We start from the raw sequence: 16,032 nt of genomic DNA, 5'->3' as shown, positions 1-16,032 counted from the left end.
TACCATGGATGTTGCCCAGACCGCTGTGAGTCCGTGCCCACCACCTCAACCCGAATCAAACTTTGACACCCAGTCGGTAACAGCCTCTTGCCAATGGACAGTCTGCGAACCGACTGGCAAACGGCTACTACATCATCCCAGAGAGTGTGAACGGCAAATGCTACTGCGGGCTGCTAAGAGTGGACGTCTGGCGCTCAGGCGCATTGATTTGTCCAGAGAAAGAAAATACTTTTCTGGCAAGGGAGCACCAAGACCCTTCACCCTCGCCCTTCCGGGGAGGATGATGCCTAACGCGCGCATTGGGGTAGGGTTTGGTAAATGGATGGTAGGCATTGTTGATCCACAATGCCTGTATGCTTATAAACGTAACGCGATTACCAGGAAGCTGATGGTAGAGCCTGACTTAACTCCGGATAAACTGGAAGTAAAACTACTGCCTCATCTGCAATCTGTGCTCGATAAACGTCTTGAGCGTGGCGATCAGGTCATCTGGAGAGTTTATCCTCGTTTCACCTCGGGGCATCTGCAGGCGAATGGGACGTTTAGTTTGCCAAAGTTGAAATCTGGTCAATGTACCCGTATAGATGATTTCCCGGAACTGTTACTCGCCCACTACAGGAAGGAAGACATCCAATGCATTTGCGTTTACAAGGATGCAGAGATGAATATATCCGATATCCTGCTGGACAAGCGTGAGTGTGAAAAGGAGTTTCAGCTTGGATCCTTGCCACTGGTCGTTTACTGCCACCGCACAGGCTCTGTTCAGGTCTATTTTGACGATGAGCTGCACAGTGAACACTTGGCCAGCAATGAGCATTCTCTGCATGATTTTGCGTTTTCACAAGGCATAGCCTTTAAACATTTCAGAGCCCTGTTAAATCTGCTGCCAATGCCTTTGCGAGCAAAAGCACTGAGTTCAGAATTAACCGTTCCTCCGAATCTTGTGCACAAATTGGAAGAAGCCATCCAGCTGGTGACTAATCCCTGCTGTTACAGTTACGAGCAGCTTCTGGCATTGAAACTTGGTGGCTTGCCTGTTGAGCCCCCCTTTTTTTTTCGTACGGCGGGAATCAGATCTTTGCTTGATCTTCTCCTGCATAGTGAAATATTCAGACACAATGCGCTTCAGGAACAGCAAATCAGGGAGCAGCAGGAGAAAGAAGCTTACCGATGTTTTCAGCTGCTTTTGCAGAGCGGGACAAGGTTGACTGAATTTGGTCTGGAGCTCATCAGATGCATGGAAGATAAGAATGAATCTGCAATACCAGCGGGCCTATTCAATTGTCTGGTGGCTGCTTATGCTCCATTTGACTTCCTGAACCTGGAACATCTCAGTCAGTTACCTTTAATCGGTTGCCCGGGGAGCATCGTTGAATTTGACCGAATCTGTCGGGGCAACAGTCAACTGCAAAATCAGGCCTGTTTGAAAGAGGTATCACTTTATACAAAAACCAGGCAGGGTCTAACCCTCGAACATATTCAGTCCCACTTATTGGCCTTGTTTCATTATGAGGCTATCCCGGACGAAGACTTTCTGAATGATCTTGCAGAGGATCTGGAGTATTACTGCTTTGACGGCAATGAGAATATTGGTGATTTGTCCGTGGCTGATTACATCGAATGGGTTGAAAATCTGTGGGAGCAACGGGAAACCTATCCTTTGTATCAGAATTGGCCAAAGCATGTCCGGCAGGCTCAGGAGGACATCAGCAATCTGAAACAATCATTGGGTCTGGACGCTTCTCACAACCAGACAACACCATTGGCAACCGAAACACCAAAGGCATTGCAGTTTGTGGTGGACGCCTTCAGCAAACCACCAGTCCTGCCTGACAATGTTGGCGATAATGAAACAACCATCCTGAAGGTATTGCAGCATTATTACCGCCGTCCGGGACCGGAACGAGTCATCAAGAGCCTTGGCAGTCAGACCATGCCAACCATGTGGAAACCAGAGCACAGTTGCAGTCATGTCCTGCGGGCCAGAAATAATGGGCACTGGTATATGGAACTGCTGGAGAAATTTCAGCAGTGTTCCCTGAAACCGGATGAAAAAGAACTCCTGTCTCTGGCCATTATCTATCATGACGCAGCTGCCGAAGATGTTGACAAATCAGTGGAAGAATCAACGTCAGCTGAGTATTTCAAACGGGACCTGACGGGGCACTACCCTGAACAGCTACTGAAGGATATGGCACTGGCGATGACCAGCAAGGAAAACGATGTCAGGGGCGGCGATCAGCAGAACCTGTCTGAGTCCGTGCGCTGGTATCTGCGCATACTACGTTTTGCGGATCGAATGGACGTTATCCGTGGTTGCCGGGTTGGGGCTGATTTTCCCGGATTAACAGTGGCTCGACCTTCGGGATTTGACGCTGGACGTCTTGACATACCATCACAGCTGACCGAACAGTTTACCTCCGATACTGACAACAAAACTGAATTCCAACGGCATCTGGAAGCCGCCATGCAAGGTGCGGCTGATCTGGCGCGGGTAACCGGACTACTCCGGGATTGGCGCAAAAAAAACTACAACGAAGTTTACGGTCTGATTGGCAATGGTTCAAAGATCTCTGAAAACTTTGAATGGACCACTGAGCCAGTGCAGAGAATGAACCAGTTTATTGATGACAATGTCCGGCGCAAAATCGCTCAGGAGGCCGGAATCATTGTCTGTTCAGACCCAAGCCACCAGGCCTGCAAGGCTGATCAAAGTAAAGGGATCACTTATGGCATTCATAACGGCTGGTATGACCTGAGGCAGGTGGCGATTCCGGCCGGAATGACGCTGCTGGAAAAGATGCAGTACGAACATGACCCGTCGCTGCTGAGCCCGGCAACACAACAGGCAATAGAGCAAGAGGTACAACGGCTGAGTAGCAAAGGTATACAGATGAACCTGGGCACCTTGACGCAGGCAACACTGCTTTCGGAGGAAGCCCGGGGAATACTGAAACAGCGAGGTATTGCCGTGGTCAGCGAGAAACGTCCCTACTTTACCAATGACGAACTCCGGAAAGAATGGGAAATGCTGGTGCCAGAGAAGATGGCAAAGCTTGATTAAGAGTACGACTGCATGGATGCGCAGTTGCCGTGCAGAGTGGTGTGAGCTGCGTGGGAATGCATACCTCCCCTGAAAAACGGACTCTGCAGCGCGAGATAAGTATGGGTTCCCACGCTGGGACCCACAGGGCCTAAAAGCATGGGAACCAGAGTTTTGCGACAACCTCAATAGGGAGTTAGAAAGCACGACTGGTATGAAATGGAACTTTTCACCGGCCAGTTAGTCCAACGACGAAAGAATCCCCAAACGAAAGCAGATAAATAATAAGTTTAAAAGGAGTATTACCATGGATGTTGCCCAAACCGCTGCGAGTCAGTGTCCACCACCTCAACCCGAATCAAACTTTGACACCCGGTCGGTAACGGCCTCTGGCCAATGGACAGTCTGCGAACCGACTGGCAAACGGCTACTGCATCATCCCAGGGAGTGTGAACGACAAAAGCTACTGCGGGCTGCTGAGAGTGGGTGCCTGGCATTTCGGAGCATTACATTGACGAATGAAATAGATTACTTTTCAGGCAAGGGAGCACCAAGACCCTTCACCCTCGCCCTGCCGGGGCGGATGATGCCTACCAGACGTATGTCGAAAGGCCATAGTAACTGGATGGTGGGCATTGTTGATCCAAAATGCCTGTACGTCTATAAACGTGATGCACGGACTAAAAGGCTGACGAGGGAGCATGGTTTTACTCCGGATACACTGCAAGTAAAACTACTGCCTGATCTGCAATCTCTGCTCAATAGACGTCTTGAGCGTGGCGATCAAATCATCTGGAGAGTTTATCCTCGTTTCACCTCGGGGCATCTGCAAGCGGATGGGACGTTCAGTTTGCCAAAATTGAAACCCCGCGAGAAGGTTTTCTCAATTGATTACCCAGAACTGGTGCTCGCCAAATACGCTAAAGAAGACATCAAATGCTTGTGTGTTTACAAGGATGCGGAGATGAATATATCCGATATCCTGCTGGAAAAGCGTGAGTGTGAAAAGGAATTGCAGCTTAAACCCTTGCCACTGGTCGTTTATTGCCACCAAACAGGTTCTGTTGAGGTCTATTTTGACGATGAGCTGGACAGTAAACACCTGGCCAGAAATGAGCATTCTTTGAATGATTTTGCGTTTTTAAGGGGCGTAGCCTCAGAAAATTTCAGGGCCGTGTTAAATCTGCTGCCAATGTCTTTGCGGGCGAAGGCACTGAGTTCAGAATTAAACATCTCGCCGGATCTTGTCCACAATCTGCAAGAAGCCATAGAGCTGTTGAGTAGTCCCTGTTGTTACAGTTACGAGCGACTTCTGGAATTAAAACGTAATGGCTTGCCGGTTGAGCAGCCTTTTTTTCACATCGCGGGTATTAGATCTTTGCTTGATTTTCTCATGCACAGCGAAATATTCAGACACAACGGTGTTCAGGAACAGCAAATCAGGAAGCAGCAGGAGGAAGAAGCTTACCGATGTTTTCAGCTGCTCTTGCAGAGCGGGACAAGGCTGACTGAATTTGGTCTGGAACTCATCAGCAACATGAAATCCAAGAATGATTCTGCAATGCCAGCGGGCATATTCAATTGTCTGGTGGCTGCTTATGCTCCATTTGATTTCCTGAGCCTGCAACATCTCTGTCGTTTACCTTTAATCGGTTGCTCGGGGAGCATCGTTGAATTTGACCGAATCTGTCGGGGCAACAGTCAACTGGAAAATCAGGCCTGTTTGAACAGGGCATCATTTTATGTGACAACCAGGCTGGCTCCAACCCTCGAAGATATTCAGTCCCACTTATTGGCCTTGTTTCGTTATGAGGCTATCCCGGACGAAGACTTTCTGAATGATCTTAAAGACGATCTGGAGTGGCTTTACCCTGAAGGCAAGAAGGTTATTGGTGATTTTTCCCTGGCTGATTACATCGAATGGATTGAAAATCTGTGGGAGCAACGGGAAACCTATCCTCTCTACCGGAATTGGCCAAAGCGTGTCCGGCAGGCTCAGAAGGACATCAGGAATCTGAAACAATCACTCGGTCCGGACGCTTCTCACAACCAGGCAACAGCATTGGCAACCGAGAGGACCAAGGCATTACAGTTTGTGGTGGACGCCTTCAGCAAAGCGCCGGTCCTGCCTGAAAATGTCGGCGATAATGAGGCAACCATCGTGAAAGTATTGCAACATTATTACCGCCGTCCGGGACCGGAAAGAGTCATCAAGAGCCTTACACAGATCATGCCAGCAGTATGGAAACCAATGCACAGTTGCAGCCATGTCCTGAGAGCCAGGAATAATGGGCACTGGTATATGGAATTGCTGGAGAAATTTCAGCAGTGTTCCCTGAGAAAACAAGAAAAAGAACTCCTGTCTCTGGCCATTATCTACCATGACGCGGCTGCCGAAGATGTTGACAAATCAGTGGAAGAATCCAAGTCAGCTGATTACTTCAAACGGGACCTGACAGGGCATTACCCTGAACAGCTACTGAAGGATATGGCACTGGCGATGACCAGCAAGGAAAACGATGTCAGGGGCGGCGATCAGCAGAACCTGTCTGAGTCCGTGCGCTGGTATCTGCGCATATTACGCTTTGCGGATCGAATGGACGTTATCCGTGGTTACGGGGTTGGCACTGATTTTCCCGGATTAACGGTGGCTCAACCTTCGGGATTTGACGCCAGACGTCTTGACATACCATCGCAGCTGACCGAACAGTTTTGCTCTGATACTGACAACAAAACTGAATTCCAACGACACCTGGAAGCTGCCATGCACGGTGCGGCTGATCTGGCGCAGGTCACCGGACCAATGCGGGATCAGCGCAAAAAAAACTACTCCCAGGTCTACGGTCTGATTGGCAATGGTTCAAAGATCTCTGAAAACTTTGAATGGACCACTGAGCCAGTGCAGAGATTGAACCAGTATATTGATGACAATGTTCGCCGCAAAATCGCTCAGGAGGCCGGAATTATTGTCTGTTCAGACTCCAGACACCGAACCTGCAAGGCGGATCAAAACAAAGGGATCACTTATGGCATTCATAACAGCTGGTATGATCTCCAGCAGGTAGCGATTCCGGCCGGAATGACGCTGTTGGAAAAGATGCAGTATGAACATGACCCGTCGCTGCTGAGTCCGGCAACACAACAGGCAATAGAGCAAGAGGTGCAGCGGCTGAGGAGCGAAGGTATACGGATGAATACGGGCACCTTGACGCAGAAAACACTGCTTTCGAAGAAAGCCCGAAGAGTACTGAAACAGCGAGGTATTGCCGTGGTCAGCGAGAAGCGTCCCTACCTTGCCAACGATGGCTTCCAGGAAGAATGGAAAATGCTGGTGCCAAAGAAGAAAGCGAAGCTTGATGCTCAGCAGGAAAAGACCGATAAAATCCATTGATCCCGCTATGAAATGGCAGCCACGGACAACGAGGCCGTAATGGAACTTTTTGCCAGCCAATTACTCCAAAGAATAGAATCAACCTGCACGGAAGTGGGTAAATAATAAGTCTTACGGGAGTATTACCATGCATGCTGCCCAGGGAACCGGGACCTCTGCGAGCCTGTGCCCTACCCCTCAAACAGAGTTTGACACCCAGTCGGTAACCGCCTCCGGCCACTGGACAGTCTGCGAATCGACCAGCAAGCTGATACCCTGTCACCCCGCAGAGCCTGAGCGACAGGCGCTACTGCAGGCCGCTGCGAGTGGGCAACTGGCGTTCCGGCGAATTGAGTTGACTAAAGAAGAAAATTACTTTTCGGGTAAGGGGGCACCAAGACCTTTCACTCTCGCTCTGCCGGGGGAAATGATGCCCACCGGGCGCGTACCAGAGGATTATGGTAAATGGATGCTAGGCATTGCTGATCCAAAATGCCTGTATGCCTATAAACGTAACGCGGGGACCAGAAGGCTACTGATAGAGCCCGACTTAACTCCGGAGACCCTGTCAGTAAAACTACTGCCTCACTTGCAATCATTACTCAACAGACGTCTTGAGCGTGGTAATCAGGTCGTCTGGAGAGTTTATCCTCTTCGTTTCACCTCGGGGCACCTGCAAGCCGATGGGACATTCAGTTTACCAAAATTGAAATCCGACCATAGCGCCCGCCCTCTTGATTACCCGGAACTGGTGCTCAGCAAATATGACAAAGAAGACATCAAATGCTTTTTTGTTTACAAGGATGCACAGACTAATATTGCCGATATCCTCTGGGACAAGCGTCAGTGTGAAAAGGCATTGAAGATTAAAAAGATGCCTCTGGTCGTTTATTGCCATCGCACAGGGTCGATTCAAGTCTGTTTTGACGATGAGCTGGACAGTGAACACCTGGCCAGGAATGAGCATTATCTGAATGATTTTGCGTTTGCCCAGGGCATAGCCCCGACACATTTCAGAGCCATGTTAAATCTACTGCCAATGTCTTTGCGGGCAAAGACACTGAGTTCGACATTAACCGTCTCACCGGATGTTATGGGCAAATTGCAACAGGCCATCAAGCTGGTGAGTAATCCTCGTTTATACAGTTATGAGAAGTTTCTGAAATTAAAACAAAGTGGCTTGCCGGTTCACCAGAGTTTTTTTCATGAAGGCGATGTTCGATCTTTACTGGATATGTTGCTGGCTTCCGAAAAGTCCAGAAACAATCAGCCGCAGCATGAGCAAACCCGGAAACATGAGCGAGAAGCCTGTCGCTTACTTGAGCTGCTTCTGCAGAGCGGGGCAAGGCTGGGAAGTGCTATTTCCCATATTTACGCCATGGCTGATACCACAAAACAGGTCATACCAGCGAGCACAATGAATTATATGGTGGCTGCATTTGGTCCATTTGATTTTCTGACCCTGAAACATCTTAGCAGAATGCCCTTAACCGGTTGCCCGGCTAGTGTCGTTGAATTTGACCGAATCTGTCGGGGTCACAGTCAAGAGAAATTACAGCAATGTATGAAAGAGATAATATTCAGTTTGTTTTTCAACACAGCATCCCCGGACGTGCCTAAGACCCACTTACTGGCCCTCTTTCATTACTTTACCGACCTGGACCCCGAGACTCTGCACAGCGTTAAACGAACTCTGGACTGCCATTATCCTGGCGCTGAGATGGTTAATGATGATTTTTCCACAGCTGATTGTATCCAATGGGTTGAAGAACTATGGCAGCAGCGTAAAACGATTCCTTTCTACCGGTACTGGTCAGAGCATGTCCGGCAGGCTCAGCAGGACATCAAGGTTCTGAAGCAATCTCTGGGTCTGGACGATTCTCACCGTCTGGCGACGCCATTAGCAACCGAAACACCAACAGCGTTGAAGTTTGTGGTGGACGCCTTCAGCACACCACCGGTCCTGCCAGATAATGTCGGCGATAATGAAAAAACCATCCTGAAGATATTGCAGCACTATTACCGCCGTCCCGGACCGGAACGGGTGATCCAGTGCCTGGGCAGACCAATAATGCCAACAGTGTGGAAACCACAACACAGCTGCAGTCATATCCTGCGGGCCAGAAATAATGGGCACTGGTATATGGAATTGCTGGAGAAATTTCAGCTGTGCTCCCTGAGCCCGGATGAAAAAGAACTCTTGTCTCTGGCGATTATCTACCATGATGTGGCCGCCGAAGATGTCGACAAATCAGCGGAGGAATCAAAGTCAGCTGAGTATTTCAGGCGGGACCTGACCGGACGCTATTCTGTGCAGTTGCTGGATGATATGGAACAGGCGATGACCAGCAAGGAAAACGATGTTAAGGGTAAAGACCAGCAGAACCTGCCTGACCCTTTGCGCTGGTATCTGCGCATATTGCGCTTTGCCGATCGAATGGACGTCATCCGTGGTTGCGGGGTTGACACTGATTTTCCCGGATTAACGGTAACTCAATCTCCGGGATTTGACGCCAGACGTCTTGACATACCATTGCAGCTGACCAGTCAGTTTACCTCCGAGTCTGGTAACAAAACTGAATTCCAACGTCATCTGGAAGCTGCCATGCACGGTGCGGCCGATCTGGCGCGGGTAACCGGGCGACTTCGGGATCAGCGCAAAAAAAACTACACCCAAGTCTACGGTCTGAACGACAATGGCTCAAAGATCTCTGAAAACTTTGAATGGACAACTGAGCCAGTGCAGAGAATGAACCAGTTTATTGACGACAATGTCCGACGCAAAATGGCACAGCTGGCCGGTATTATTGTCTGTTCAGACCCCGGCCACCAGGCCTGCAAGGCGGATCAGAGCAAAGGGATCACTTATGGTATTCATAACAGCTGGTATGATCTGAGGCAGGTGACAATTCCGGCCGCAATGACACTGCTGGAAAAAATGCAGTACGAACATGACCCGTCACTGCTCAGCCCGGCAACACAACAGGCAATAGAGCAAGAGGTGCAGCGGCTGAAAAGCGAAGGTATACGGATGAATACGGGCACCTTGACCCAGAAAACGCTGGATTCAGAGAAAGCCCGGGAAGTGCTGAGGGAGCGTGGTATTAACGTGTTCAGCGAGCCGCGCCCCTACTTTACCAACGATGGCTTCCCGAAAGAACGGAAAATGCTGGTGCCAGAGAAGAAATAAGACCGGAACTTTTTCCCGGTTAATCACTCTAATAATGAGCGTGTCCACCCTCAGGGAAGTGGAAAATAACAACTATTATTGGAGTGACATCATGAATACTTTAAGTGGTATAAATTGTTTTTCTTGCCTGCGCCCGCAGCCAAACCTTGACACAGAGTCAATAGCGGCGTCTGGCCAATGGACAACCACCGAACCGACCAAACGTCTACCCCCACCTTCCAGAGAAGATGAGCGACAAGCACTGCTGGAGGCTGCAAAGAGTGGTCGCCTGGCGGTTCGGCATATTGAATTAGCTGAAGAAGCCAGTTACTTGGATAGCAATAGCACACCAAGAACCTTTACCCTTGCCCAACAGGGGATGCCCGGCTCGAGCCGGACAGCTGAGCATAAATGGACGGTTGGCATCGTCGATCCAAACTGCCTGTATGTCTACAAAAAAAATGCCGCCAGCAAGTGGCTGGAATATGGCGCAGCTATGGATAAACCGGACGAAAAACTACTGTCTGATCTGCAATCATTGGCTGAAAAATCTGATGAGATACGGGAACGAACCTGGTGGAATGTTTATCCTCCTTTTACCTCAGGACATCTGGAGCCGGACGGGATGTTCAGTTTACCAAAACTGAATAAGCACAAATATGATGCCTCTAAACTGACTTCACATTATTTTCGTCACCCCGTGCGTTCAGAAATCGTAGTCACCCACTATGGAAAAGCAGACATCAAATGCTTTTTTGTTGTCAGTGATACCTTTAAAAATATTTCGGATATCCTGCAGGAAAAAAGGCAGTGTGAACAGGCACTGAAAATTGAACCACTGCCACTGGTTGTTTTTAACCATCACACCGGGTCTGCAGAGGTCTGTTTTGATGATGAACTTGACTTTGAACATCTGGCCCTGATTGAGCATTCTCTGGATATTTTCAAGTCTTTCCGGAATATAGGCTTTAACATTCTCAAGGACATTATGAATTTGTTGCCAATGCCTTTGCAAACAGAAGCACTGAGGTCAGGATTTACCATCCCGCCGGATGATCAACCTAAATGGCAAGAGGCCATCGAGCTGGTGAGTGATCCCTGTTCTTTCAGTTGCCAGAGACTTTCGGCATTAAAAGAGAGCGGCTTACCAATACACCGCTGTTTCTGTCATGAAGGAACGGTTACTTCTTTGCTTGATATGCTTCTGATTTCAGAGCTGAAAAGATTCAATAAGGAGCTCCGGGAACAGAGCGTTCCGGCTCAGGAGGACGAAGCTCTGCAAGTACTTAAGCTGCTTTTGAAGAGCGGGGCAATACCGACTGCACGAGGCTTGTCCATTATCAAAACGATGGGATCAAATGGTCAACTTTTCATGCCACCGGCCCTATTCGATTGTATGGCGGCTGCCTTTGCTCCATTCAGGTTCCTTACCTTGCAAAACCTTTGGAATATACCATTGACCCGTTGTTGGGGAGGCATCGTTGAATTTAACCGAATCTGCAAGAAATACGATCATCAGCAACTGCAACGTTGCCTGAGAGAGGGGTTATCTCGTGAGCGACTTTTTCAGAAACCAACCCTCGATACCTTGCAGTCCCACTTGCTGTCTTTGTTTTATTTCGGGGCTGTCCTGGATGATAATGTTCTGGATGCGGTTAAACGCGATCTGGCGCATTGCAATGACAACATGAAGGTTATTGATAATTTATCTGTGGCTGGTTTCATCGAATGGGTTCAAGGTCTTTGGTGGGAACGCAACACCCACAGTCTTTACCGGAATTGGGAAACACATTTCACCGAGGCCCGTGAGCAACTTGCAAAACTGAAACAATCCCTGGATCTGCCGAACTATCGCCACGCACGGGTAAAGCCGATGTTACAGTTTTTGGTGGATGCCTTTAGTAAACCGCCGGTCTTGCCGGATAATGTCGGCGATAATGAAGACACCATCCAGAAGGTGTTACAGCATTATTACCGTCGCCCGGGACCGGAGCGGGTGATTGCCAGACTGGGCGACTTCTTCCCGGATACGTGGAAACATAACTCCTGCAGTCATGTGCTTCGGGCCAGGAATAATGGGCTCTGGTATATGGAATTGCTGGAGAAAAACCAAGCATATTCTTTTACTCCACAAGAAAAAAGTCTACTGCCGCTGGCCATTATTTATCAGGGGGCCGCTCGTGAAGATGTCGAAGCATCGGCGGAAAAAACAAAGTCAGCTGATTACTTCAAACGGGACCTGACCGGGCACTACCCTGAACCGCTGCTGAATGACATGGCACTGGCGATAGTCAACATGAAAAACAAGGCCGGTGATAAAGCTGAGCAGAACCTGTCTGAATCCGTAAGCTGTTATCTACACGTATTACGCTTTGCTGTTCTTATGGAAAAAATTCGTTATCACGGGGTTAGCCCTAATTTTCCGGGATTGACGATGGCTCAACGTCGGATTCCTGATGCTTCAGACCTTGACCTGCCATCGCATTTGGCTACCGATTCTGCCAGCGAGCAAGACTTCAAAACTGAATTCCAACGGCATCTGGAAGCCGCTATGCACGGTGCGGCTGACCTGGTGCAGGTGCAAACCAAGCACCCATGGGAACCGACTTTAGACAAGCGCGAAAATCCTTACATCCAAGTCTACGGCCTGGTGCCTGATGGCAAAAAAATCACTGAGCAATTTGATCTGACAGCGGAGCCCGTGCAGAGAATGAACCGGTTTATTGATGATAATGTTCGCCGCAAAATTGCCAAACTGGCCGGAATTATTACCTGTTCAGACCCCAGTCACAAAACCTGCAAGGCGGATCAGGGCAAAGGGATCACTTATGGTATTCATAACAGCTGGTACGATCTGAGTCAGGTGAGGGTTCCAGCCGCAATGACGCTGCTGGAAAAGATGCAGTTCGAACATGACCCGTCGCTGCTGAGCCCGGCAACACTTCAGGCAATAGAGGAAGAGGTGCAACGACTGAAGAGCGAAGGTATTCGGATGAATACGGGCACCTTGACCCAGGAAACGCTGGATTCGGAGGAAGCCCAAAAAGTGCTGGAGGATCGGGGTATTGCCGTGGTCAGGGAGAAGCGTCCCTACTTTACCGACGATGACTTTCCAAAAGAACGGGAAATGCTGGTGCCAAAGAAGATAGCAAAGCCTGATTGAGAGCATGCCGACAGGTTGGCATGGACAATCCTTTGACCCCGCTATGAGTGAATACCGCTTCGGGCAATAAGATCCTGACGGAACTTTTTTACCAATCAGTCACTCTAATAATAAGAGTATCGGCCCTCAGGGAAGAGGGAAATAATAACGATTATTGGAGCATCATCATGAATATTTTCAGAGGCATACAACTCCCATCCTGGTTGCATCAGCGACCGAACCCTCGCACCCAGTCGCTAACAGCCTCTGGCCAATGGACAACCACCGAGCCGACCAAACAGCTACCCGGGCCTTCCAGAGAAATTGAGCGTCAGACACTGCGCCTGGCGGCGGAGAGTGGGCGTCTGGCGATTCGGCAAATTGAACCCTCTGAAGTAGCCAGTTACTTTGATGACAATGGCACACCAAGATCCTGTACCCTTGCCTTGCAGGGGGTGCCCCCCGGGGACCTGACAGGTCGATGGACGGTAGGCATCGTCGACCCCGATTGCCTGTATGTCTACAAACAAAATTCAGGTGCCTGGCCGCTGAAACAAGGCGCAGAGGCGGATAAACTGGACGTAAAATTACTGTCTGATCTGCAATCATTGGCTGAAAAAGATAAAGAGATACAAGAACAAGCCGGGTGGGAGGTATATGATCGTTTTACCTCAGGACATCTGGGGGCGGACGGAAAGTTCAGCTTACCGAAACTGAAGCCCGGCAAATACGATAGCCACAAAGCTGGTTCAGTCTATTCGTCAGGCTCCGTACCCTGTCCACAACTCGTGGTCACCAACAATGGAAAAGCAGACATCAAATGCTTTTTTGTTACGAGTAATGTCGGTGGAAATATTTCGGATATTCTGCAGAAAAAGCGTGAGTGTGAACAGGCATTGAGCCTGCCCCCCCTGCCACTGGTTGTTTTTTGCTGCGAAACCGGGTGTGCAGAGGTCTGTTATGATGATGAACTTGACTCTGAACATCTGGCCCTGATTGAGGACTCTCTGGATTGTTTTGATCCTTCCGGGAATATATCTATAGAAATAATCATGGCCAGAATGAAATTATTGCCAATGCATTTGCAAGCAGAGGCACTGAGGTCAGGATTTTCCATCCCGCCGGATGATCAACATAAATGGCAACAGGCCATCGAACTGGTGAGTAATCCCTGTGCTTATAGTGGCGAGAAGCTTCTGGCATTGAAAGAGAGTGGCTTGCCCATTCACCGCTGCTTTTTTCATGAAGGAAAAATGACTTCTTTGCTTGATTTGTTCCTGTTTTCTGAAATAGAAAGATACAATGCCCATGACCGTGCAACGGAATTCCGGGTTGATGAAGTTGACCCATTACTGCGGCTGCTTTTGAAGAGCGGGGCCATACTGACTGCATGGGGCCAGGACCCTATCAGACAGATGGGAGGCTGTACTTCACCTTCTTTGCCACCGTACCTGTTTAACTATATGGTGGCTGCCTTTGGTTCATTTAAGTTTCTTACCTTGCAAAACCTCTGGAATATACCATTGACCGGTTGTTCGGGAGGCATCGTTGAATTTGACCGAATCTGCAAGAAGTACGATCATCGGCAACGGCAGATCTGCCTGATAGAGATATTATCTCGTAAGCGGTTTTATCCGAATCTAACCCTCGATACCGTAAAGTCCCACCTACTGGCCTTGTTTCGTTGCGGGGCTATCCCGGACAAAGAAGTTATGGATTCGTTTAAACGCGATCTGAAGACCTATCACCATGACGATGCAAAGCTTATTGATAATTTATCCGTGGCTGGTTACATCGAATGGGTTGAAGAACTCTGGAAGAAACGGGAAACCTACACTCTTTACCAGAATTGGCCGGCACATGTCGAGGAGGCCAATCAGCAAATCGCGAAACTGAAACAATCTCTTGATCTGCCGGTCGATCGCTTCGCATCGGTGACACCGGCGTTACAGTTTATGGTGGATGCATTCAGCAAACCACCGGTATTGCCAGATAATGTCGGCGATAATGAAGACACCATCCTGAAGGTGTTACAGCATTATTACCGTCGCCCGGGACCGGAGCGGGTGATGGCCAGCCTATACAAATTCTTTCCAAAAACGTGGAAAGAGCAACACTCTTGCAGTCATGCTCTGCGAGCCAGGAATAATGGGCTCTGGTATATGGAATTGCTGGAGCGATGTCAGGTTCACTCTTTTAATCCAGTTGAAAAAAGTCTCTTGCCACTGGCCATTATTTATCAGAATGCCGCAGCTGAAGATGTCGACAAATCGGCAGAAAAAACCAGGTCAGCTGTTTACTTCAAACAGGACCTGGCCGGGCATTTCCCTGAAAAGCTACTGGATGAGGTCGCTCTGGCGATAGTCAATATGGAAAACGATATCGGTGGTAAAGCGGATCAGAACCTGACAGAAACCGTGCGCTGGTATCTGCGCATATTACGCTTTGCCGTTCATATGGACTTTATTCGCTATTTCGTTGAGCCTGAATTTCCCGGGTTGGCGACTCAGCCTCAGTTTTTCAACACTTCCGACCTTGACCTGCCGCACCCGTGGGCCAGGGATTTTACCAGCGAGCCTGACCACAAGACTGAATTCCAACGGCATCTGGAAGCCGCCATGCACGGTGCGGCTGACCTGGTGCAGTTAACAACCACATCCCCCAGGGACAGGCGCAAAAATCCCTACACCGAAGTCTACGGACTGGTGCCTGATAGCAAAAAAATCACCCTGAAATTTGACCGGACTGCGGAGCCCGTGCAAGGAATGGACCGGTTTATTGATGATAATGTTCGCCGCAAAATTGCCAAACAGGCCGGAATTATTACCTGTTCAGACCCCAGTCACAAAACCTGCAAGGCGGATCAGAACAAAGGGATCACTTATGGTATTCATAACAGCTGGTACGATCTGAGGCAGGTGAGGGTTCCGGCCGCAATGACATTGTTGGAAAAGATGCAGTTCGAACATGACCCGTCACTGCTGAGCCCGGCAACACTTCAGGCAATAGAGGAAGAGGTGCAGCGGCTGAAGAGCGAAGGTATTCGGATGAATACGGGCACCTTGACCCAGGAAACGCTGGATTCGGAGAAAGCCCAAAAAGTGCTGGAGGATCGGGGTATTACTGTGATCAGCGAGCAGCGTCGCCACTTTGGCGCAGATGGCTTCCCGAAAGAACGGGAAATGCTGGTGCCAAAGAAGATAGCAAAGCCTGATTGAGAGCATGCCGACAGGTTGGCATGGACAATCCTTTGCTCTCGCTATGGGTGAATAGCGCTCCGGGCAACAAGATCCTGACGGAACTTTTTA

5 protein-coding genes are annotated in these 16,032 nt (G+C 49.3%); all 5 read left to right on the top strand.

The window, feature by feature from the left end; all coding sequences use genetic code 11:
• Positions 1-4 precede the first annotated feature (4 nt).
• Positions 5-3,064 (top strand): hypothetical protein, encoded by a 3,060-nt coding sequence (locus P6910_RS05555; protein WP_317145292.1) that lies wholly within the window; start codon positions 5-7, stop codon positions 3,062-3,064.
• A 286-nt stretch (positions 3,065-3,350) separates the two neighbouring features.
• Positions 3,351-6,434, top strand: coding sequence for a hypothetical protein (locus tag P6910_RS05550; protein ID WP_317145291.1), 3,084 nt, complete (start codon positions 3,351-3,353; stop codon positions 6,432-6,434).
• Between the two features lie 127 nt (positions 6,435-6,561).
• Entirely contained in the window at positions 6,562-9,603 is a 3,042-nt protein-coding gene (locus P6910_RS05545; RefSeq protein WP_317145290.1) for a hypothetical protein, read from the top strand.
• 91 nt (positions 9,604-9,694) lie between these two features.
• Positions 9,695-12,745: a hypothetical protein gene (locus tag P6910_RS05540; RefSeq protein ID WP_317145289.1), complete on the top strand. Its 3,051-nt coding sequence runs from the start codon at positions 9,695-9,697 to the stop codon at positions 12,743-12,745.
• Positions 12,746-12,912: 167 nt separating this feature from the next.
• Positions 12,913-15,942, top strand: a complete 3,030-nt coding sequence (locus tag P6910_RS05535; RefSeq protein WP_317145288.1) for a hypothetical protein — start codon at positions 12,913-12,915, stop codon at positions 15,940-15,942.
• Positions 15,943-16,032: the final 90 nt, after the last annotated feature.

It is taken from the genome of Endozoicomonas sp. 8E (assembly GCF_032883915.1).
Classification (GTDB): domain Bacteria; phylum Pseudomonadota; class Gammaproteobacteria; order Pseudomonadales; family Endozoicomonadaceae; genus Endozoicomonas_A.
Note: the sequence above shows the minus strand (reverse complement) of the source record. Positions and strands in the feature narration are given on the sequence as shown.